The organism is Streptomyces sp. NPDC042100 (assembly GCF_055582325.1).
In genome coordinates this window covers 209,085-230,476 of sequence record NZ_JBVJDK010000010.1, presented here as the reverse complement: position 1 = coordinate 230,476, position 21,392 = coordinate 209,085, and the positions used below count along the sequence as shown (strand labels likewise).

Here is a 21,392-nt window from a genome sequence, read left to right as displayed (position 1 = left end):
GGCGCCTCGCGACGCCCGGCTGTCGGGGGGATGGATGGCGGGTGAACGCTTAGAGCGGGGTCACGTACGCGCCCGCGATGCCGCCGTCGACGAGGAAGTCGGTGGCGTTGACGAAGGAGGAGTCGTCGCTGGCGAGGAAGGCGACGGCGGCGGCGATCTCGTCGGCCTCGGCGAAGCGGCCGACCGGGATGTGCACGAGGCGGCGGGCGGCGCGCTCGGGGTCCTTGGCGAACAGCTCCTGGAGCAGCGGGGTGTTGACGGGTCCGGGGCAGAGCGCGTTGACGCGGATGCCCTCGCGGGCGAACTGGACGCCGAGTTCGCGGGACATGGCGAGGACGCCGCCCTTGGAGGCGGTGTAGGAGATCTGGCTGGTGGCGGCGCCCATGAGGGCGACGAAGGAGGCGGTGTTGATGATGGAGCCCTTGCCCTGGCGGCGCATGTAGGGGAGGGCGGCCTTGCAGCAGAGGTAGACGGAGGTGAGGTTGACGTCCTGGACGCGCTTCCAGGCCTCCAGGCCGGTCTCCAGGATGGAGTCGTCGTCGGGGGGCGAGATACCGGCGTTGTTGAAGGCGATGTCGACGGAGCCGTAGGTGTCGAAGGCGGTCTTGAAGAGCGCTTCGACCTCGTCGGGGTCGGTGACGTCGACCTTGACGAAGGTGCCGCCGACCTCGTCGGCGGCGGCCTTGCCGGCCCGCTCGTCGATGTCGCCGCAGACGACGTTGGCGCCTTCGGAGGCGAGGCGGCGGGCGGTGGCGAGGCCGATGCCGCTGCCGGCTCCGGTGATGACGGCGGTGCGGCCGACGAGGCGGCGGCAGATGGTCTCGTTGGTGCTCACAGTGCGGGGCCCTCCGTGCTGATGAAGACGTTCTTGGTTTCGGTGAAGGCGGTCAGGGCGTCGGGTCCCAGTTCGCGGCCGAGTCCGGACTGGCGGAAGCCGCCGAAGGGGGTCCAGTAGCGGACGCTGGAGTGGGAGTTGACGGAGAGGTTGCCGGCCCGGACGGCGCGGGAGGCGCGCAGGGCGCGGCCGACGTCGCGGGTCCAGAGGGAGCCGGACAGGCCGTAGTCGGTGGCGTTGGCGAGGCGGATGGCGTCGGCTTCGTCGGTGAAGGGGAGGACGACGGCGACGGGGCCGAAGACCTCCTCGACGGCGCAGGGGGCGTCCTCGGGCAGGCCGGTGAGGACGGTGGGCGGGAACCAGAAGCCGGGGCCTTCGGGGGCCTTGCCCCGGATGGCCTCGGCGCCGGGCGTGGCCTCGGCGGCGGTGACGTACGAGCGGACCCGGTCGAGCTGGGCGCGGGAGATGAGCGGGCCCATCTGGGTGCGCTCGTCGAGGGGGTCGCCGACGACGATCTCCTCGATGGCGGGGGTGAGGAGCTCCAGGAAGCGGTCGCAGACCTCGCGCTGGACCAGGATGCGGGTGCGGGCGCAGCAGTCCTGGCCGCTGTTGTCGAGGAAGGACATCGGGGTGGCCGCCGCCGCGGCCTCCAGGTCCGCGTCGGCGAAGACGATGTTGGGGCTCTTGCCGCCGAGTTCGAGGGTGAGGCGCTTCACCTGGTCGGCGCAGCTCGCCATGATGGACTTGCCGACGCGGGTGGAGCCGGTGAAGACGATCTTGGCGATGCCGGGGTGTTCGACCAGCGCGTTCCCCGCGACCGGGCCTTCGCCGGGGAGGACCTGGAAGAGTCCTTCGGGGAGGCCGGCCTCCAGGGCGAGTTCGGCGAGCCGCAGCGCGGTGAGCGGGGTGGTCTCGGCGGGCTTGAGGATCACGGCGTTGCCGGCGGCGAGGGCGGGGGCGGTGGCCCAGGCGGCGATCGGCATGGGGAAGTTCCAGGGCGCGATGACGCCGACGACCCCGAGGGGTTCGAGGATCGTGACGTCGAGGCCGCCGGGGACCGGGATCTGGCGCCCGTTGAGGCGCTCCACTCCCCCGGCCGCGTAGTCGAGCAGGTCGCGGACGTTGCCGGCCTCCCAGCGGGCGTTGCCGAGGGTGTGGCCGGCCTCGGTGACCTCCAGGAGGGCGAGTTCCTCGATGTGGGCGTCGACGACGGAGGCGAAGCGGCGCAGGATCCGGGCGCGTTCGGCGGGTGCGGCGGCGGCCCAGGAGCGTTGTGCGGCGGTGGCGCGGGCGACGGCGGCGGCCACGTCGGCGGGGGTGGCGGCGGGGACGGTGGCGACGACCTCCTCGGTCGCCGGGTTCAGTACCTGGAGCAAGTCTTTCCTCACATGCGTTCGAAGGAGCGGCGCAGTTCCCAGTCGGTGATGGCGGCGTCGTACGCGTCGAGTTCGACGCGGGCCATGTTGCGGTAGTGGGCGACGACCTCGGGGCCGAAGGCGGCCTTGGCGATCTCGCTGTTCTCCCACAGTTCGGCGGCCTCGCGCAGGGTGGTGGGGACGTGCTCGTAGGCGGCGGTGTACGCGTTGCCCGTACAGGCGTCCGGGAGTTCCAGGCCCTGCTCGACGCCGTGGAGTCCGGCGGCGACGAGTCCGGCGACGGCGAGGTAGGGGTTGACGTCGCCGCCGGGGAGGCGGTTCTCGAAGCGGGTGGAGCGGCCGTGGCCGACGACGCGCAGCGAGCAGGTGCGGTTGTCGAAGCCCCAGGCGACGGCGGTGGGGGCGAAGGAGCCGGGCTGGAAGCGCTTGTAGGAGTTGATGTTCGGGGCGTAGAGGAGGGAGAAGTCCCGGAGGGCGGCGAGCTGTCCGGCGAGGAAGTGACGCATGACGTCGGACATGCCGTCGGGGCCGTCGCCGGCCATGACGTTGACGCCGTCGGCGTTCTGGAGCGAGAGGTGGATGTGGCAGGAGTTGCCCTCACGCTCGTTGTACTTGGCCATGAAGGTGAGGGAGCAGCCCTGCTGGGCGGCGATCTCCTTGGCGCCGGTCTTGTAGACGGCGTGCTGGTCGCAGGTGACCAGGGCCTCGTCGTACTTGAAGGCGATCTCGTGCTGGCCGGGGTTGCACTCGCCCTTGGCGGACTCGACGGTGAGGCCGGCGCCGGCCATCTCGTTGCGGATGCGGCGCAGCAGCGGTTCGACGCGTCCGGTGCCCAGGACGGAGTAGTCGATGTTGTACTGGTTGACGGGGGTGAGGCCGCGGTAGTTCGCGTCCCAGGCCTGCTCGTAGGTGTCCTTGAAGACGATGAACTCGAGCTCGGTGCCGACCTGGGCGGTGAGGCCGAGGGCGGCGAGGCGGTCGAGCTGGCGGCGCAGGATCTGGCGGGGGGCGGCGACGACCGGGGTGCGGTCGCTCCAGGCGAGGTCGGCCATGACCATCGCGGTGCCCTCGTTCCAGGGGACGCGGCGCAGGGTGGAGAGGTCGGGGTGCATGGCGAAGTCGCCGTAGCCGCGGTCCCAGGAGGACATCTCGTAGCCGTCGACGGTGTTCATCTCGGCGTCGACGGCCAGAAGATAGTTGCAGCCCTCGGTGCCGTGGCCGAGGACCTCGTCGAGGAAGAACGGTGCGGCGAACCGCTTGCCCTGGAGGCGCCCCTGCATGTCGGGGAAGGCCAGGACGACGGTGTCGATCTCGCCGCTCGCGACGAGCGCGCGGAGCTCGTCGACGGCGAGCGGGGGTTTGCGGTCTGCCACGGGATTACTCCTCCTTGGGCCTGCCGGGAGCCATAAGGTATTGCTCAGGACCATTGCTTGGGAAGGGGGGACAGCGAGGTGACCCAGACGAATGAATCGGCTGACCGGTTGACGCCGGTGCTGCGGCCGGTGCGCGCGGGCAACGGCTTCGAGGAGGCGCTGGAGCAGATCCTGCAGATCGTCCGGCTCGGCCTGGTGCCGGGCGGCGAGCGGCTGCCCGCCGAGCGGGAGCTGGCGGACCGGATGGGGATCAGCCGGGTCACCCTGCGCGAGGTGCTGAAGGTGCTCCAGGAGCAGGGGCTGGTGGAGAGCCGGCGCGGCCGGTACGGCGGGACGTTCGTGCTCCAGCGCCCGCAGACCGCCGACGAGGCCGAGCTGCGGCGCCGGATCGCGGCCGTGGACGTGGAGGACACGCTGCGCTTCCGCGAGGTCCTGGAGGTGGGCGCGGCCGGACTCTGCGCGGCCCACGGGCTGGACGAGGAGGGTGCCGGGCGGCTGCGCGCGGCGCTGGCGGCCACCCATGACGCCCCGCTCGGCGACTACCGGCGACAGGACACGCTGCTGCACCTGACGCTCGCCGAGCTGTCGGGTTCGCCGACGCTGACCGCGCAGTACGCGGCGGTCCGGGCGACCGTCAACGACCTCCTCGACTGCATCCCGCTGCTGGTGCGCAACCTGGAGCACTCGCAGCACCAGCACACGGCGCTGGTGGAGGCGGTGCTGGACGGGGACGCGGACGCGGCGCGCGAGGTGATGCGGGAGCACTGCGGGGGGACGGCGGCGCTGCTGCGCGGTTTCCTGACCTGAGGGCCTCGGCGGCCGCGTAACCGGAAAGTAACGCAGGGGGCTTGCGCTGCCCGCTCGCCCGACGCAAAGGTATGGCACCAATCCATTGGGAACCTTGCGGGGAGCTGACCGCTGCCATGACGCTGGAAGACACTTCAGGCACCAACGGCACCACAGGAAACACCACCGACGACTACCTCGCCCGGCGCACCCTGCGCCGGGGCAGCGCCGGCTGGCTGCTGCTCACCGGGCTCGGCGTCGCCTACGTCGTCTCCGGCGACTTCTCCGGCTGGAACATCGGCCTGTCCAAGGGCGGCTTCGGCGGTCTGGCGATCGCGACCCTGCTGATGGGCGCGATGTACGCGTGCCTGGTCTTCTCGCTCGCCGAGCTCTCCGCCATCCTGCCCACCGCGGGCGGCGGCTACGGCTTCGCCCGCCGCGCCCTCGGCACCTGGGGCGGCTTCCTCACCGGCACCGCGATCCTCATCGAGTACGTGCTGGCGCCCGCGGCCATCTCCATCTTCATCGGCGACTACGTGGAGTCCCTCGGCCTCTTCGGACTGGAGTCGGGCTGGCCGGTCTACCTGGTCTGCTTCGCCCTCTTCATCGGCATCCACCTGTGGGGCGTCGGCGAGGCGCTGCGCTTCAGCCTGATCGTCACCGCGGTCGCGGTGGCGGCGCTGGTCGTCTTCGCGCTCGGCGCGCTGAGCGACTTCCACGTGTCGGGGCTCAACGACATCCCGGTCGACGAGGGCGCGCTCGGCGCCAACTCCTGGCTGCCGTTCGGGCTGCTGGGCATCTGGGCCGCGTTCCCCTTCGGCATGTGGTTCTTCCTCGGCGTCGAGGGCGTGCCGCTGGCCGCCGAGGAGGCGAAGGACCCGGTGCGCTCGATGCCCCGGGCGCTCGCCCTGTCGATGGGCGTCCTCGCGCTGCTCGCGGTGGTGACCTTCATCGCGGCCACCGGGGCGCGCGGCTCGGCCGCCATCCAGGAGGCCGGAAACCCGCTGGTGGTGGCGTTGCAGGGTGACGGGGAGCCGACCGCGCTGAGCCGCTTCGTCAACTACGCGGGGCTCGCCGGCCTGGTCGCCTCCTTCTTCTCCCTCATCTACGCGGGCTCCCGGCAGCTCTTCGCGCTCTCCCGGGCCGGCTACCTGCCCCGCTTCCTCTCCCTGACCAGCCGCCGCAAGTCCCCCTACCTGGGGCTGCTGATCCCGGGCGCGCTCGGCTTCGCGCTCGCCGCCGGGACCGGGAACGGGGCCCGGATGCTGAACATCGCGGTGTTCGGCGCCACCATCTCGTACGCCCTGATGGCGCTCTCCCACATCGTGCTGCGCCGCCGGGAGCCGGGGCTCGCCCGGCCGTACCGCACCCCGGGCGGGCAGTTCACCTCCTCGGTGGCCTTCGTGCTGGCCCTGTCGGCGCTGGTGGCGACCTTCCTCGTCGACAAGGACGCGGCGCTCATCGCCCTCGGGGTCTATGTGATCGCCCTGGCCTACTTCGCGTTCTACAGTCGCCACCACCTGGTGGCGAAGGCGCCGGAGGAGGAGTTCGCCGCGCTGGCGGCGGCCGAGGCCGAGCTCGAACGCTGAGGGCGGCGGCCCCGGGGCCGCCGCCGACCTGGAATCCGTACCGGAAGAGGAGCCCATGCCCAAGCCGCTCATCGGCGTGACGACCTATCTGGACCAGGCCCGCTGGGGGGTGTGGGACCTGCCGGCGGCGCTGCTGCCGGCCGCCTACCCGCGACTGGTGCGGGCGAGCGGGGGCCTCGCGGTGATGCTGCCGCCGGACGAACCCTCGGCCGCGGCGGAGACGGTGGCCCGGCTCGACGGCCTGGTCGTCGCGGGCGGGGCCGACGTCGAGCCCGTACGGTACGGGGCCGAGCCCGACCCCCGGACCGGGCCGCCCGCGCGGGCCCGGGACTCCTGGGAGCTGGCCCTGATCGACGCCGCGCTCGCCGCCGGCACCCCGCTGCTCGGGATCTGCCGGGGGATGCAGCTGCTCAACGTGGCCCTCGGCGGCACCCTCGTGCAGCACCTGGACGGGCACACCGGGCCGGTCGGCGTCATGGGCCGGCACCCGGTCGAGCCGGTCCCCGGCACCCGGTACGCCGCGCTGGTCCCGGAGCGGACCGAGGTGCCGACGTACCACCACCAGTGCGTGGACATCCTCGGCAAGGGGCTGACCGCCTCCGCCCACGCGGCGGACGGCACGGTGGAGGCGGTCGAACTCCCGGGCCCCGGCTGGGTCCTCGGGGTGCAGTGGCACCCCGAGATGGGCGAGGACCTGCGGCTGACGCGGGAGCTGGTGGCGGCGGCTAGCCGGTGACGGCGAGGGCGGGGACGGGGACGGCGGGGATCCGGCCGCGCATGAGGACGGCGTACAGGAGCGCCGAGACCGCAAGGCCGGCCGGGAGGGTCAGGTCCACTCCCCCGAGGGCGTGCGCGACGGGGCCGGTGTAGACGGTGTCGACGCACAGCGCCGCCGCCACGGCCCCGCCGAGCACGGCCAGCGCGCCCGCCGGGTTGACACCCGCCGTGTACCAGAAGGCGCTGTCCCGGCTCTCGTCCATGAGGGCCCGGCCGTCGTAGCGGTTGCGGCGCAGCAGGATGTCCATGGCGTACACGGCCGTGGCGGGGCCGAGCAGGATGACGGTCAGCTGCAGGACGTTGCTGACGGTGTCCAGGAAGTTGGAGACCAGCAGCGCGTAGAGGGTGAGGGAGACCGCGACGGTGCCGTCGGCGAGGACGCTCACGGAGCGCCGGATCCGCAGGCCGACCGCCTGGAGCGCGAGGCCCGCGCTGTAGGCGGTCATCGCGTTGATGGCGATGGTGCCGAGGACCAGCGAGAGCAGGAAGACCGGGGTGAACCAGCCCGGCAGCATGGTCTGCAGGGCCGACTGCGGGTCGGTCATGTCGACGACGGTGGCGGCCAGCGCGCCGAGCGAGCAGACCACGACGCTGGGCAGGAAGCCGCCGAGCGCGGTCCAGCCGACGACCGCCCGCTTGGAGGTCGTGACCGGGAGATAGCGGGAGAAGTCGGCGCTCGTGGTGTACGAGAGGGGGCCGGCGGCGATGAGGGTGACGCCGCCGATCAGGGCCGCCCAGAGGGCGCCGCCGGTCAGCGGGGCGGCGGGCGTGTAGCCGAAGTCGGCGTGGCGCAGCACCGCGTAGCCGACGACGCCGAAGGCGGCGGCCAGCGTGATGGTGATCGGCAGGTAGAGCCGCATGATCAGGGCGTGGCCGTAGACGCCGATGGTGAGGGTGGCGGTGGCGATGAGCAGCACCACGACGATCTTGACGCCGGTGCCGGCGTGTATGCCGGTCTTCTCGACCAGGGCGAAGGCGGCGCCGGCCGCGGCGGCCAGGTTCAGGGCGAAGTAGCAGACCGAGATGGTCCAGCCGGTGACGGCGTTGTTCACCCGGTTGCCGCGCACCCCGTACAGGGCCCGGGTGATCACCTCGCTGGGCGCGCCGGCGGCGGGTCCCGAGACCGCGAGGACGCCGGTGAGCAGCCAGAACAGATTGCCCACGACGATCACCCCGAAGGCCTGCCAGAGGCTGAGCCCCATGAGGACCAGGGCGCCGCCGATGACGAGGCTGAGGTAGTTGACGTTGGCCGCGGCCCAGACGGAGAAGAGCTCGCGGGGATGCCCGTGGCGGTCCTCGTCGGGGATGTGGTCGATGCCGTGGGATTCGATCCTGGTGGGCCGGTCCGCCTCCGGCCGCGCGGCGGGGGCGCTGGCGCGCGGGTCGGGGAACGTGGAAGCCATACGGCCCTCCGAGTGAACGTGTCGTGCACACCTCGTTGCTTATTGGTCGCACACTCAATAGCATCACCGTTATGTCGTCAAGCGTTCAACTCAAACGAGTTCGCAAATCTCCCGAGGCCCGCCGGGCCGAGATCGTGGAGGTCGCGGCCAGGGTCGCCCTGACCGAGGGCCTCGAATGCGTGACCCTGCGACGCGTCGCCGAGGAGCTCTCCGTGCGGCCCGGCCTGATCAGCCACTACTTCCCCTCCGCGGAGGAGCTGGTGGCCGAGGCCTTCGCCGTCGCGGCCCTCGGCGAGCTGGAGTCCCTGCTGCCCGCGGAGCGCCCGGACGGGACGCCGACGCGGCACCTCGCGCGGTACTTCGCGCTCTCGGCGGGCGAGGCGTACGACGACATCAGCCGCCTCTGGATCAACGCCCGCCACCTCAGCCGCTACCGTCCGGTCCTGCGCGACCGGGTCACCGAGATGGAGCTGGCCTCCGACAACCGGCTGGAGGGCCTGATCCGCGAGGGCGTCGAGCGCGGCGAGTTCCGCACCGACGACCCCCGGGCCACGGCCATCCAGATCCTGGTGGTCCTGGACGGCCTCGGCTCCCACGCGAACTCCGACCGCACCGACCGCCCGGCGGTGGTGAGCCGCATGGCCGTCACCACGGCGGAGCGCGAACTGGGTCTTGAGAGAGGGGCGTTGGGGCCTTAGACGCCCTGCGGGGGTTCGCTGGATCCGGCCTGTCCGCCCTGTCTGCCCTGTTTGCCCCGTCTACCCTGTCCGCCCTGTTCGACCTATCTGTTCCGTCCGGCCTGTCCGTCGTCTGCGTCACGTGTGGCGTATACGGCGTGCTCGATGTGCCCGACGTATCTTTCTCTGCCCGTACCACCTCCCTCCTGGAGCCCCTGTGCGCACGCGCCTCGTCCTGTCCTCCGCCCGGCTGCTCGACCCCGGCACCGGCACGTTCCTGCCGCAGACCGCGCTCGCGGTGTCCGAGGACGGCCGGATCTCGGCGCTCGGCGACGACCGCGAGATGCGCGGGCTCGCGGACTCCGCGACCGAGGTGGTCGACCTCCAGGGGGCGGTGGTCACCGCCGGGCTCGTGGACGGGCACCTGCACCCGGTCATCGGGGCCGCGCTGACCAGCGGGCTCGACCTCTCGCACTGCGCCGACGTGGCGGACGTACGGGCGGCACTGGCCGAGGCGGTACGCGAACTGGGGCGCGGCGACTGGCTGTTCGGCTGGGGCCTCGACCCGAACGTGTTCGGCGACGCCCCCGTGGGCATCGCCCCCTTCGACGCCGTGCTCGACGGGGTCCCGGCCTTCCTGCTGCTCTTCGACGCGCACTCGGCGCTCGCCAGCCGCCGGGCGCTGGAGCTGGCCGGGGTGGACGGGCCGCGCACCTTCGACCAGGCGTCGGCCGAGGTCGTCTGCGACGCGCAGGGGCGCCCGACCGGCCTGCTCCAGGAGGACGCCGCCTGCGAGCTGGTCGAGCGGGTCGCGCCGCAGCCGACGCGCGAGGAACAGCGGGAGCGGCTCGCGGTGGCGCTGCGCTCGATGGCGGCGGCCGGTCTGACCGGCGGGCACGTGATGGACGCGAACGGCGAGAGCCTGGAGCTGCTGGGCGAGCTCGACGCGGCGGGCGAGCTGCCGCTGCGGCTGCGGGTGGCGCCGTGGTGCCAGCCCGGCACGGACGCGGAGGGCGTACGGGAACTGATCGAGCTGCAGGGCACGGGCGGGGCGCTGTGGCGGGTGGACGGCGTGAAGCTGTTCATGGACGGCACCATCGACAACGGCACGGCGTGGCTGGAGCGGCCCGACTGCCACGGCGAGTCCACGCACGCCTTCTGGCCGGATCCGGCCGCGTACACCCGGATCATCGGCGAGCTGCACCGGGCCGGGGTGCCGACGGCGACGCACGCGATCGGCGACGCGGCGGTGCGGCACGCGCTGGACGCGGTGGAGCGGGCGGCGGCGGGCGGTGGGCCGGCGGTGCGGCACCGGGTCGAGCACATCGAGACGGTGCCGGACGACACGCTCGCCCGCTTCGCGGAGCTGGGCGTGCTGGCCTCGATGCAGCCCACGCACTGCTGCGACTTCACGCGCGCGGACCACACCGACAACTGGTCGCGCCGGCTGGGCGAGGAGCGCGCGTCCCGCGCCTGGCGCTGCCGTGACCTGTGGGACGCGGGGGCCACGGTGGTGCTGGGCTCGGACTGGCCGATCGCCCCGTTCCCGCCGCTGGGCGTGCTGGCCGGGGCCCGGCACCGGCGCCCGAGCCGCGACCTCGGCCAGCCGCCGCACGGACCGGAGCAGGCGCTGACGGGTCTGGAGGCGCTGCGCGCGATGACGGTGAACGCGGCGTACGCGGCGGGCGAGGAGCGCGAGGCGGGCAGCCTGGCCGTGGGCCACCGCGCGGACCTCACCGTCCTGGCCGCCGACCCGGTGGCGACCCCGGCGACGGAGCTGCCGGACGTTCCGGTGCTGCTGACGGCGGTGGACGGCCGGATCACGTTCCGCGCGGAGACGACGGGCTGAGCCCCGGCCGGCCCTCCCCCGGCCGGCCGCGATCCCCGTCGCGGGCGTCCTCCCCCGACCCGTCCTCCCCCGACCCGTCCTCCGCCCCCGCTATCCCCGGGCCCGCGTCAGCGACAGCAGGTCGCGGGCCGGGCCGGTGGGGCGGTGGCCGGTGGGCCAGACCGCGCGGAGGTCGCGGCGCAGCAGGACGCCCGCGACGGGGATCGCGGCCAGCCGGCGGGAGGCCAGCTCCTCCGCTATGGCCAGCTCGCTGAGGACGGCGGGGCCCGCGCCGGAGACCGCCGCCGCCTTCACCGCCGTCGTGGACGCGAGCTCCAGCAGCGGCTGGGCCAGTCCCCCGTGGGCGGCGAGGGCCGCGTCGAGGACCTGCCGGGTGCCCGAGCCGCGCTCGCGCAGGACCAGCGGGGTCGTGGCGAGCTCCGCCGGGTCCAGCGGCTCGCGGCGGCGCGCCCAGGGGTGCGAGGGCGCGGCGACGATGATCAGGCGGTCGTGCGCGACGACCGCCCCGTCCAGGCCCTCCGGTATCGCCAGGCCCTCCACGAAGCCGAGGTCCGCCTCCCCCGAGAGCAGCCGTTCGGCGACGGCGGCGGAGTTCCCGGCCTGAAGGGAGACGGCGGTGTCGGGCCGCCCGGCGCGCAGCGCGATCAGCCAGCCGGGCAGCAGGTACTCGGCGATCGTCATCGACGCGGCCACCCGCAGCCGCGAGTCCCGTCGGCCCCGCAGCGCCTGGACGCCCGCGTCGAAGGCCTCCGCGGACTCCACGATCCGGCGCGCCCAGTCCGTCACGAGCGCCCCGGCGTCGGTGAGCCGCGAGCCGCGCGGGGAGCGGTCGACGAGGGCGACGCCGAGCTGGCGCTCCATGGAGCGGATCCGGCTGCTGGCGGCGGGCTGGGTGATGCCGACCTCGCGGGCGGCCCGGCCGAGGCTGCCGTGCCGGGCGACGGCGAGAAGCAGTTCGAGCGCGCCGAGGTCGGGGACCCGGTGGGATAGTGGGTGCGGGATGTCGTACGGCTCGCTGCTCATAAAGGCAGCTTATGGGTTCATAGCCACGATGTCCCTGGTGGGGGCCGTGTGACGGAGAGAAGCTCGAACCATGGCAACCATCACTCCTTCTCGTCAGGCCCGCCAGGACCGTCAGGCCCGCCGGGACCGTCAGGCCCCTGGCACCGCCGCTCCCGGCACCCGGTGGGCCTCGGTCCGTCACCTCGGCCCCAACTGGTACGCCTCCGTGATGGGCACCGCCATCGTCGGCACGGCGGGAGCGACCCTCCCGGTCGACGTCCCAGGACTGCGGACCGTGTGCACCGCGTTCTGGGCGCTGTCCCTGGCCATGCTGCTGACCCTGCTCACCACCCGCTCGCTGCACTGGATCCACCACCGGGACCAGGCCCGCGCGCATCTGCTCGACCCGGCGGTGGCCCCCTTCTACGGCTGCCTGTCGATGGCTCTGCTCGCGGTCGGCGGCGGCGCGCTGGTCGTCGGGCGGGACTGGATCGGGCTGACGGCGGCGATCGCCCTGTGCAGCGTGCTGTTCGTCGCGGGCACGGTGATCGGACTGGCCGCCGCCGCGGGGATTCCGTATCTGATGGTGGCCCGTCACCACATAGAGGGCGCCACCCCGGTGTGGCTGCTGCCCGTGGTGGCCCCCATGGTCTCCGCCGCCGTCGGCCCGCTGCTGGTGCCCCATGTGGCCGCCGGGCAGGCACAGGAGACGCTGCTGCTGCTCTGCTACGCGCTGTTCGGCGTCAGCCTGCTCGCGACCCTGGTCATGCTCCCCTTGGTCTTCGGCCGGCTGGTCACCCACGGGCCGCTGCCCCTGCCGCTGACCCCCACCCTGTTCCTGGTCCTCGGGCCGCTGGGGCAGTCGACCACCGCCGCCAACAAGTTCGCCGACGCCGCCCCGGGCGTGCTGCCCGCCCCGTACGCCCAGGGCTTCGCCGCCTTCGCGGTGCTGTACGGCGTCCCCGTGATGGGCTTCGCGCTGCTGTGGCTGGTGTTCGCCGGGGCGCTGGTGGTGCGGGCGCGGCGGCGGGGCATGGGCTTCGCGATGACCTTCTGGGCCTTCACCTTCCCCGTCGGCACCTGCGTGACCGGCGCCGAGGGCCTGGCGCAGCACACCGGGCTCGCGCTGTTCCGCTGGCTGGCGGTCGGGCTGTACGCGCTGCTGGTGGCCGCCTGGCTGGTGGCGGCGGTCCACACCGCGCGCGGGCTGTTCAGCGGAGCGCTGCTCGCAGCACCCGGGGCGCCTCGGCCAGTGACGGCCCGTACCAGGTGAGGTGCCGCCCGTCGACGAGCGCGGCGGCGGCCCCGGGGAACGCCTCGGGGCCGTCCTCGCGCGTGAAGCGGTACGGCTCGTCGGGCAGCACGACGAGGTCGGGCGCGGCCGCGTTCAGCGCGTCGAGCGGGACGCGGGGGTAGCGCTCGGGGTGGTCGGCGTAGAGGTTGCGGACGCCGAGGCGGGCGAGCAGGTCGCCGGCGAAGGTGTCGCGGCCGAGGACCATCCAGGGGCGGCGCCAGACCGGTACGACGGCGGTGCGCGGCGGCACGTCCGGGGTGACGTCGGCCCAGGCCGCCTCGGCCGCGTCGAGCCAGCCGGGCCGGGCGCGCACCCCGCAGGCGGCGAGGACCCGGTCGAGTTCGGCGAAAGCCTGGCCGAGGGTGCGGATCTCGGTGACGAGGACGTCGAGCCCGGCGGCGCGCAGGGCGTCGAGGTCCTCGGCCCGGTTCTCCTCCTCGTTGGCGATCACCAGATCGGGGCGGAGGGCGGCGACGGCGGCCGGGTCCGGGTTCTTGGTGCCGCCGATCCGCACCGCCCCGCCGAGGTCGGCGGGGTGGCTGCACCAGTCGGTGGCGCCGACGAGGGTGCCGGGCGGCGCGGAGACGGCGACGGCCTCGGTGAGCGAGGGGACGAGCGAGACCACCCGGGTCCCGGTCATGCCTCCGCGGCCTCGATGTGGTCGGCGACGGAGACGAAGACGAGCCGGGTGCCCGGGAGGGTGGCCCGCCAGCGGTGCCGCACCCCGCCGGAGAGGTAGAGGGTGTCGCCGCGCCCGAGGCGGTACGCGCGGCCCTCGGCCTCGATCTCGGCGGCGCCGTCCGCCACGTACAGCAACTCGTCGTTGCGGTGCAGGAATTCGCGGCCCGCGTCCTGCTCGCCGGTGAACTCCAGGGCCTGGAGCTGGTGTCGGCCGCGGACCAGGGGGCGGACGCCGGGGGGCATCTCCCACAGCTCCTCGTCGCAGCGGACGACGTCGACCGTGCGGGCGGCCTCGGCGGCGGCGAGCAGCTCGGCGGCCGTGGTCTCCAGGGCCTGGGCGACGAGCTGGAGGGAGCGGTCGCTGGGGCGAGCCCGGTCGTTCTCGACCTGGCTGAGGAAGGGTACGGACAGGCCGCTGCGCTGGGCGACGACGGCCAGCGTGAGCTGGAGCGTCCTGCGGCGCCTTTTGACGGCCGCGCCCACGCGCGGCGACTCCTTGTCGTCCATGTCGGTCCCCTCCCTCGTGTCCCGTGGCTTACGCGTACTGGTCGGTTAACTGAACCTTACGCAGCTTTGGGCCGGGGTTTCGCGTCGTGGCGAAAAGGTGTGGTCGCCGAACACGTTCGGCGACCACACCTTTTCGGAGCGGAGTCATGGGGACGGGACGGGACGGCGGGGCTACTGCGGGGCGAGCCGCTCCGCGAGGCCGGGGTTCCGGTCGAGCCAGGTGCGCACGGCCTGCTGCTCCTTGCCCTTGCCGGTCTCCTGGATGACGGCTTCGAGGCCGGTCAGCTCCTTCTCGCTGAGCTTGAAGCCCTTCAGCCAGCGGCCGACCTCGGGGTTCTCGGCGGCGAAGCCCTTGCGGGCCAGGGTGTGGACGCCGTCGCCCTTGCCCCAGGCACCGGCGGGGTCCTGGAGCTTCTTGAGGTCGTACGCCGAGTAGGCCCAGTGCGGCGACCAGAGGGTGACCACGATCGGCTCCTTCTTGTCGTACGCGCGCTTGAGTTCGGCCAGCATGCCGGGGGTGGAGCCGTCGACGACCTTGTACTCGCCGGCCAGGCCGTACTCCTTGAGCACCTTGTCGTTGAGGAGCCCCATCATCCCGGCGCTCGGCTCGATGCCGACGATCCGGCCCTTGAACCGCCCGGCCTTGCCCTTGAGATCGGCGAGGGAGTTCACGTCCTTCACGTACGAGGGGACGGTGAGCTCCAGGGAGGTGGGGCCGTACCAGGAGCCGAGGTCCTCCAGGTCGTTCTTGTACCGGTCCCAGTACTGGGCGTGGGTGACGGGCAGCCAGGAGTCCGTCTGGAAGTCGATCTGGCCGCCGGCGAGACCGGTGTACAGCGCGCCGGCCTCCAGCTGCTTGGCGTCGACCTCGTAGCCCCGGCGCTCCAGGAGCTCCTTCCAGAGGTACGTGGAGGCGATGCCCTCGTCCCAGGGGATGTAGCCGATGCTGATCTTCTTGCCGTGGCCGGTGTTCGGGCCGGAGGCGGAGGTGGAGGAGGCGCCGCCGGAGCCGAGGAAGCCCATGCCGCCGGCGACGAGGGCCAGCACGACGACGCCGACGAGGGCGGTGACGGGCTGCGGGCGGTGGTCCCACAGGCGCGCTCCCGCGCGGGCGGCGCTCGCGGCGCGGGCCTTGGCGACGGCACGGCGGCCCAGCGGGGAGACCTGGCGGCCGAGGGCGCCGGTCATCCGGTCCAGGTACATGGCGAGGATGACGATGGAGATGCCGGCCTCGAAGCCGAGGCCGATGTCGACGTTGCCGATGGCCCGGTAGACGGCGCCGCCGAGCCCGCCGCCGCCGACCATGCCGGCGATGACGACCATGGACAGGCCGAGCATGATCACCTGGTTGACGCCGGCCATGATCGTGGGCAGCGCGAGCGGCAGCTGGACCCGCAGCAGGGTGTTGCGCGGGGTGGTGCCGAAGGCCTCGGCGGCCTCGACGAGCTCGCCGTCGACCTGGCGGATGCCGAGCTCGGTCATGCGGACGCCGGGCGGCAGGGCGAAGATGATGGTGGCGATGATGCCGGGGACGACGCCGACGCCGAAGAAGATGATGCCGGGGATGAGGTAGACCATCGCCGGCATGGTCTGCATGAAGTCCAGGACGGGGCGCAGCACGGCGCTGACGGTCTTGGAGCGGGCCGCCCAGATGCCGAGGGGTACGGCGATGAGCAGGGTGACCAGGGTGGCGACGAGGACCAGGGAGAGGGTCGCCATGGCCTCGTCCCACAGCTGGATGGAGTCGACGAGGGCGAAACCGGCGAAGGCGAGGACGCCGGCGGTCAGGCCGCGCAGCCACCAGGCGGTGATCGCGAGGATGCCGGCGAAGAGCAGCGGATGGGGTGCCGAGAGGACGGCGTCGAGGCCGTCGTAGAGGCCGGTCACGGCCGTGGTGATGGCGTCGAAGAGCCAGGAGAACTGGGCCTGGAGCCAGTCGACGGCGGAGTCGACCCACTCGCCGAGGGGGAGTCTAGGCATGGGTGGTCACCTCCCGCTCGGTGTCGTTGGCGCTGCCCATGGCGGCCAGCAGGAGGTCCTGGGGGACGACGCCGAGGAGGGTGCCGTCGGCGTCCTCGACGGCCACGGGGTGCGGGGTGAGCGCGGAGACGGCGCACAGCTCGGCGAGGAGGGTGTCGGGGGCGACGGCGCGGCAGGAGCAGTCGGCGGGGCAGTCGCCGGGGGCGACGGCGCCGTCGGTCATGACGGCGGCGGCGGTGAGCACCCGGGTGCGGTCGACGTCCTGGATGAAGGAGGCGACGTAGTCGTCGGCGGGGCGGACCAGGATGTCCTCGGCGGTGCCGAGCTGGACGATCCGGCCGTCGCGCATGACGGCGATGCGGTCGCCGAGGCGCATGGCCTCGTTGAGGTCGTGGGTGATGAAGACGATGGTCTTCTTCAGCTTCTGCTGGAGGACGAGGAGCTGGTCCTGCATGTCGCGGCGGATCAGCGGGTCGAGGGCGCTGAAGGACTCGTCCATGAGCAGCAGGTCGGCGTCGGTGGCGAGGGCGCGCGCCAGGCCGACGCGCTGCTGCATCCCGCCGGAGAGCTCGTCGGGCCAGGAGGACTCCCAGCCGGCGAGCCCGCACAGGTCGAGGGCCTCGGCGGCGCGCTTCTCGCGCTCGGCGCGCGGGACGCCCTGGACCTCCAGGCCGTAGGCGGCGTTCTCCAGGACGCTGCGGTGCGGGAAGAGCGCGAAGTGCTGGAAGACCATGCTGATCTTGCGCGAGCGGACGGCGCGGAGCTCGCGCGGGGAGAGCGCGGTGAGGTCGGCGCCGTCGTACAGGACGCGGCCGGCGGTGGGTTCGAGCAGGCCGTTGAGCATCCGCAGGAGGGTGGACTTGCCCGAGCCCGAGAGTCCCATGACCACGAAGATCTGGCCGGGTTCGACGGTGAAGGAGGCGTCCACGACGGCTGCCGTGGTGCCGGCGGCGCGGAGCGACGCGCGGTCGGCGGCACCGTCCTCGGCGGCGAGCGCGCGGACGGCTTCTTCGGGTCGCCTGCCGAACACCTTGTACAGATGGTCGGCTTGGAGCCTGGACACATTCACCTCAGGGGTAGCGATGAGAAACGGCCCGCCACCCCCGCAGCGGCCGGGCCGTTGGAGCGGGGCGGGATCGGTCCGCGCGGCCCGTCGCGTACGCCGTTCCGTCTCCGGAGGGCGTACCGGGTCCGCTCCGAGCTGGCGCCTGCCCCGGCCCTTTCGGGGCAAACGCGAAGGTGACCGGGGTCACTCGGGGGCGCTGTCGGTGGGGTGCGGCATGATCGGTGTGTGACCCGACGCCTGATGCTCCTCGACACCGCCAGCCTCTACTTCCGCGCGTACTTCGGCGTGCCGGACTCGGTCCGCGCGCCCGACGGGACGCCGGTGAACGCCGTGCGGGGGCTGCTCGACTTCATCACCCGGCTCGTCCAGGACCACCGTCCGGACGATCTGGTGGCCTGCTGGGACGAGGACTGGCGTCCGCAGTGGCGGGTGGACCTGATCCCCTCGTACAAGGCGCACCGGGTGGCGGAGGTGACGGAGTCGGGGCCGGACGAGGAGGAGGTCCCGGACACGCTGTCGCCGCAGGTGCCGGTGATCGAGGAGGTGCTGGCGGCGCTGGGCATCGCCCGGGTGGGCGCCGAGGGCTTCGAGGCCGACGACGTGATCGGGACGCTGACCGCGCGGGCCGGGGGTCCGGTGGACATCGTGACAGGCGACCGGGACCTGTTCCAGCTCGTGGACGACGGGCGGGGGGTGCGGGTGCTGTATCCGCGCAAGGGGGTCGGCGACTGCGACCTGGTGGACGACGAGCTGATCCTGACGAGGTACGGGGTGCGGGCCGGGCAGTACGCGGACTTCGCGGCCCTGCGCGGGGACGCGAGCGACGGGCTGCCCGGGGTGAAGGGCATCGGCGAGAAGACGGCGGCACAGCTGATCACGGAGTACGGGGACCTGGCGGGCGTCCGCGCGGCCGCGGCCGACCGGGGCTCGAAGCTCACCCCGGCGAAGCGGCGGGGCATCGTGGAGGCGGCGGAGTACCTGGACGTGGCGCCGACGGTGGTCCGGGTGGCGCGGGACGTGCCGCTGCCGGAGTTCTCGGCGGCGCTGCCGGCCGCGCCGCGGGACCCGGCGGCGCTGGCCGCACTCGTGGAGCGGTGGGGGCTCGGCGGGGCGGTGGGACGGCTGCTGCCGGTGCTGGCGGCGCGGGGCTGAGGGGCCCCCTGGAGCCGGTCCACCCGGAGTGCTAACTTAGGCAAACCTAAGTTTTTGGACCGTTCACGGGGAGACCGCAGTGGCAGAACAGCCCGCACGCAAGGCGCCCAAGGCCCACGAGGCCCAGGTCGTGCGCACCGAGCGGATCACCCCGCACATGGTGCGCCTGGTCCTCGGCGGCCCGGGGCTCGACGCCTTCGAGATCGGCGAGTACACCGACCACTACGTGAAGCTGCTCTTCGCGCCGGAGGGCGTGAGCTATCCCGAGCCGTTCGACATGGAGCGGATCCGCGCGGAGTTCCCGCGCGAGCAGTGGCCGACGACCCGGACGTACACGGTGCGGGCCTGGGACCCGGTGCACCGCGAGCTGACCATCGACTTCGTGGTCCACGGCGACGAGGGCCTGGCGGGCCCGTGGGCGGCGGGGGCGCGGGCGGGCGACACCGCGCGCTTCCTGGGCCCGGGCGGCGGCTACGCGCCGGACGGGGCCGCCGACTGGCACCTGCTGGTGGGCGACGAGAGCGCCCTGCCGGCGGTGGCGGTGGCCCTGGAGCGGCTGCCCGAGGGCGCGGTCGTGCACGCCTTCCTGGAGGTCGCGGACGCGTCCGAGGAGCAGAAGTTCGCGACGGCGGCCGGTGTCGAGGTCACCTGGCTGCACCGGGGCGACCGCCCGACGGGCGAGGCGCTCCTGACGGCCGTGCGGGACCTCGACTTCCCGGCGGGCGACGTGCACGCCTTCGTCCACGGCGAGGCGGGCTTCGTGAAGGACCTCCGCCGCCACCTCCGCATGGACCGCGCGGTCCCGCGCGAGCGCCTGTCGATCTCGGGCTACTGGCGCGCGGGCAAGACGGACGAGGCCTGGCGCGCGATCAAGCGCGAGTGGAACGACCAGGTGGAGCGCGAGCAGGAGAACTGACACCTGCGCGGGGATCTGGCGGCGACCCGAGGGCCGGGTGAACGGATGCCCCGGGTGACCGGGTGGCCAGATGGCTGCCTGCCTGGTGGCCCGGTGGCCCGATAACGGCCCGACGGCCCGGATGACACCACCCGAAGGGGCGGGAGCGAACGGCTCCCGCCCCTTCGGCGTGGGCGGGGGCGAGTAGGGCCGCCCGGGATGGGGCCGGGCGGCGGACGGCGCCGGGCGCCGCCAAGGGCACTCGGCGGGGCGGGGCAGGGCGGCCGGAGACGGCCGGCGGTACCGGCCCGATCAGGTGCGGTCAGGCCCGCTCAGGTGCCCGCCCCGAAAACCCGGTCCGAGGCCTCGACGTGGGCCAGCCGGCGGAGGGCGGCGAACATCGCGTCGCCCAGCACCGTGCCGACGACCACGCTCTCGACCAGCTCCTCGCGGAGCACATTGCGCGCGACGTAGTCGACGTCGACCCGGGCCACCTGCTCAGCGGCATCGGCGTAGGCGTCCAGGACCTCGGCGAAGTCCCCGTGGCCGACGCTCTCCAGCGCGGCGAGGGCGACAGCCAGGGCCTCGGCGGCGGGGGCCTCGGCATAGGTCCGCCAGCCTCGGCGGGCGATCAGGTCCGCCACGGCGGCGCGGGCCGCGCACAGGTCCTCGCCCCGCTCCCCCTCGTAGCGCGGCACCACCCGGTCCGCCGCCGCCCCGAGCATCTTGTGCAGGGGCCGCTCGGGGTCCTCGATCGCCTCGATGACCTCCTTGACGCCCGCGACCGACAGTCCGCCCACATCGAGCAGCGCGCGGATCAGGCGGAGGCGCTGGATGTGCGTCTCCTCGTACGAGGCCTGGTTCGGGCTCGTGAGCCGCCCGGCAGGCAGCAGCCCTTCCCGCACGTAGTACTTGATCGTCGGTACGGACACCCCAGCCCTGCGACTCAACTCTCCAATGCGCACCGCGTGTTCACCTTCCACATCGCACTCCGGCCTTGCCACCGGCCTCACCATCATAGATAGTGGCGCTATCGGATAGCAGACAGTGCCACTATCCATTCTGTCATGACGGGGGATCCTCATGTCGTCCACACCCACGCCCGCACACTCACCCACACCCACACCCACACCCACGCCCGGACACTCGCCCACAGCCGCATCGACACCCGCAGTCGCACCCGGGCCCGCACCCGGCGTCGCGCCCCGACTCCGCACCCTCCACGGGCCCCTGGTCTGGTTCGCCGCGTCGATGGGCGCCTTCGCCCTCGTCTCCCTCGGCGGGCTCTTCCTCGACGGCCGCGTGCTCGTCGGCGCCCCGATCTGGGCCAAGCCCTTCAAGTTCGCGGTCTCGTTCGTCGCGTACGCGCTGACGCTCGCCTGGATGCTGTCCCTGCTGCCCGGCGCCCGCGCCCGCCGCGTCGGCTGGTGGGCGGGGACCGTGGTCACCCTCGCGAGCCTCGGCGAGATGGTGCTCATCACCACCCAGGTCGTCCGAGGGAAGCAGAGTCACTTCAACAACGCGACGCCCTTCGACACCGCCCTCTTCTCGGCCATGGGCACGACCGTCGTCGTGCTCTGGCTGGCCGCCCTGGTCATCGCCGTCCTGCTGCTGCGCGCCCGCATCCTGGACCGCGCCACCGCCTGGGCGGTGCGAATATCCTCGGCCATCGCGCTCGCCGGCGCCGCCGTCGGCTTCGTGATGGTCCGCCCCACCCCCGCACAACTCGCCCAGGCCGACCCCGCCATCGTCGGCGCGCACAGCGTCGGCGTACCCGACGGCGGCCCCGGGCTGCCCCTCATGGGCTGGTCCACCACCGGCGGCGACCTGCGCATCGCGCACTTCTTCGGGATGCACGCGCTCCAGCTCATCCCGCTGCTCCTGCTGGTCCTCGCCGCGCTCGCCCCCCGCTTCACCCGGCTCGCCGACGACCGCATCCGGCTCCGCCTGGTCCTGGTCGCCTCCGCCGCCTACACCGCCACCTTCCTCCTGGTCGCCTGGCAGGCCCTCCGCGGCCAGCCGCTGCTCTCCCCCGACGCCCTGACCCTCGGCACCGCCGCGGCGATCGCCCTCCTCACCCTGACCGCCACCGCCCTGGCCCTCCGCACCCCGCCCCCCACCACCCCCGACCACCACCCGTCCTGATGGCG

Annotated in this window: 19 protein-coding genes; 9 read left to right on the top strand and 10 right to left on the bottom strand. The window is 73.3% G+C overall.

The window, feature by feature from the left end:
* Positions 1–49 precede the first annotated feature (49 nt).
* From ACZ6J5_RS23670 to ACZ6J5_RS23660, 3 genes are read right to left on the bottom strand one after another with little or no spacing between them, the layout of a single operon-like run.
* Positions 50–835: a 3-oxoacyl-ACP reductase gene (locus ACZ6J5_RS23670; RefSeq protein WP_469394577.1), complete on the bottom strand. Its 786-nt coding sequence runs from the start codon at positions 833–835 to the stop codon at positions 50–52.
* Entirely contained in the window at positions 832–2,211 is a 1,380-nt protein-coding gene (locus tag ACZ6J5_RS23665) for an aldehyde dehydrogenase family protein (RefSeq protein ID WP_469394575.1), read from the bottom strand. Before ACZ6J5_RS23665 ends, ACZ6J5_RS23670 begins: the two co-directional genes overlap by 4 nt.
* A gap of 8 nt (positions 2,212–2,219) precedes the next feature.
* Complete coding sequence (locus tag ACZ6J5_RS23660) at positions 2,220–3,584, bottom strand: glutamine synthetase family protein (RefSeq protein WP_469394573.1); 1,365 nt, start codon at positions 3,582–3,584, stop codon at positions 2,220–2,222.
* Positions 3,585–3,662: 78 nt separating this feature from the next.
* Here ACZ6J5_RS23660 and ACZ6J5_RS23655 point away from each other — a divergent pair, with 78 nt between their 5' ends.
* The 3 genes from ACZ6J5_RS23655 (at position 3,663) to ACZ6J5_RS23645 (ending at position 6,695) form a co-directional block, all read left to right on the top strand.
* Complete coding sequence (locus tag ACZ6J5_RS23655) at positions 3,663–4,391, top strand: FadR/GntR family transcriptional regulator (protein WP_469394571.1); 729 nt, start codon at positions 3,663–3,665, stop codon at positions 4,389–4,391.
* A gap of 116 nt (positions 4,392–4,507) precedes the next feature.
* Positions 4,508–5,959, top strand: coding sequence for an ethanolamine permease (eat, locus tag ACZ6J5_RS23650; protein ID WP_469394569.1), 1,452 nt, complete (start codon positions 4,508–4,510; stop codon positions 5,957–5,959).
* 55 nt (positions 5,960–6,014) lie between these two features.
* The gene (locus ACZ6J5_RS23645) at positions 6,015–6,695 is read left to right on the top strand and encodes a gamma-glutamyl-gamma-aminobutyrate hydrolase family protein (protein ID WP_469394567.1); all 681 of its coding nucleotides are present in this window, start codon (positions 6,015–6,017) and stop codon (positions 6,693–6,695) included.
* On the opposite strand, the gene ACZ6J5_RS23640 is transcribed toward ACZ6J5_RS23645, so the two are convergent.
* Positions 6,685–8,139: a purine-cytosine permease family protein gene (locus ACZ6J5_RS23640; RefSeq protein ID WP_469394565.1), complete on the bottom strand. Its 1,455-nt coding sequence runs from the start codon at positions 8,137–8,139 to the stop codon at positions 6,685–6,687. The genes ACZ6J5_RS23645 and ACZ6J5_RS23640 overlap by 11 nt on opposite strands.
* A gap of 71 nt (positions 8,140–8,210) precedes the next feature.
* On the opposite strand from ACZ6J5_RS23640, the gene ACZ6J5_RS23635 reads away from it, so the two are divergent.
* A complete protein-coding gene (locus ACZ6J5_RS23635) occupies positions 8,211–8,837 on the top strand; it encodes a TetR/AcrR family transcriptional regulator (protein WP_469394563.1) in 627 nt (208 codons plus the stop codon).
* Between the two features lie 196 nt (positions 8,838–9,033).
* Positions 9,034–10,665 (top strand): amidohydrolase, encoded by a 1,632-nt coding sequence (locus ACZ6J5_RS23630; protein WP_469394561.1) that lies wholly within the window; start codon positions 9,034–9,036, stop codon positions 10,663–10,665.
* Positions 10,666–10,755: 90 nt separating this feature from the next.
* Here the strand turns inward: ACZ6J5_RS23630 and ACZ6J5_RS23625 are convergent, their stop codons facing one another.
* The gene (locus tag ACZ6J5_RS23625; protein ID WP_469394560.1) at positions 10,756–11,688 is read right to left on the bottom strand and encodes a LysR family transcriptional regulator; all 933 of its coding nucleotides are present in this window, start codon (positions 11,686–11,688) and stop codon (positions 10,756–10,758) included.
* Positions 11,689–11,758: 70 nt separating this feature from the next.
* Here ACZ6J5_RS23625 and ACZ6J5_RS23620 point away from each other — a divergent pair, with 70 nt between their 5' ends.
* Positions 11,759–12,940, top strand: a complete 1,182-nt coding sequence (locus ACZ6J5_RS23620) for a TDT family transporter (RefSeq protein ID WP_469394558.1) — start codon at positions 11,759–11,761, stop codon at positions 12,938–12,940.
* Here ACZ6J5_RS23620 and ACZ6J5_RS23615 read toward each other — a convergent pair.
* The 4 genes from ACZ6J5_RS23615 to ACZ6J5_RS23600 form a co-directional block, all read right to left on the bottom strand.
* Positions 12,879–13,601: a helical backbone metal receptor gene (locus ACZ6J5_RS23615; protein ID WP_469394555.1), complete on the bottom strand. Its 723-nt coding sequence runs from the start codon at positions 13,599–13,601 to the stop codon at positions 12,879–12,881. The two genes, ACZ6J5_RS23620 and ACZ6J5_RS23615, sit on opposite strands and share 62 nt — an antisense overlap.
* Positions 13,598–14,149, bottom strand: coding sequence for a helix-turn-helix domain-containing protein (locus ACZ6J5_RS23610; protein WP_469394554.1), 552 nt, complete (start codon positions 14,147–14,149; stop codon positions 13,598–13,600). Before ACZ6J5_RS23610 ends, ACZ6J5_RS23615 begins: the two co-directional genes overlap by 4 nt.
* 171 nt (positions 14,150–14,320) lie before the next feature.
* Positions 14,321–16,129: an ABC transporter permease/substrate binding protein gene (locus ACZ6J5_RS23605; RefSeq protein WP_469394552.1), complete on the bottom strand. Its 1,809-nt coding sequence runs from the start codon at positions 16,127–16,129 to the stop codon at positions 14,321–14,323.
* Positions 16,122–17,192 (bottom strand): quaternary amine ABC transporter ATP-binding protein, encoded by a 1,071-nt coding sequence (locus ACZ6J5_RS23600; protein ID WP_469394550.1) that lies wholly within the window; start codon positions 17,190–17,192, stop codon positions 16,122–16,124. Before ACZ6J5_RS23600 ends, ACZ6J5_RS23605 begins: the two co-directional genes overlap by 8 nt.
* A 243-nt stretch (positions 17,193–17,435) precedes the next feature.
* On the opposite strand from ACZ6J5_RS23600, the gene ACZ6J5_RS23595 reads away from it, so the two are divergent.
* Positions 17,436–18,347 carry a 5'-3' exonuclease gene (locus ACZ6J5_RS23595; RefSeq protein ID WP_469394752.1) on the top strand — a complete coding sequence of 304 codons (912 nt, stop codon included), beginning with the start codon at positions 17,436–17,438 and terminating at the stop codon, positions 18,345–18,347.
* Between the two features lie 79 nt (positions 18,348–18,426).
* Positions 18,427–19,263, top strand: coding sequence for a siderophore-interacting protein (locus tag ACZ6J5_RS23590; RefSeq protein ID WP_469394548.1), 837 nt, complete (start codon positions 18,427–18,429; stop codon positions 19,261–19,263).
* A gap of 311 nt (positions 19,264–19,574) precedes the next feature.
* Here ACZ6J5_RS23590 and ACZ6J5_RS23585 read toward each other — a convergent pair whose 3' ends face one another.
* Positions 19,575–20,207: a MerR family transcriptional regulator gene (locus tag ACZ6J5_RS23585; protein WP_469394546.1), complete on the bottom strand. Its 633-nt coding sequence runs from the start codon at positions 20,205–20,207 to the stop codon at positions 19,575–19,577.
* Between the two features lie 286 nt (positions 20,208–20,493).
* Between ACZ6J5_RS23585 and ACZ6J5_RS23580 the strand changes: the two genes are divergently transcribed.
* A complete protein-coding gene (locus tag ACZ6J5_RS23580; RefSeq protein ID WP_469394544.1) occupies positions 20,494–21,387 on the top strand; it encodes a hypothetical protein in 894 nt (297 codons plus the stop codon).
* Positions 21,388–21,392 lie beyond the last annotated feature (5 nt).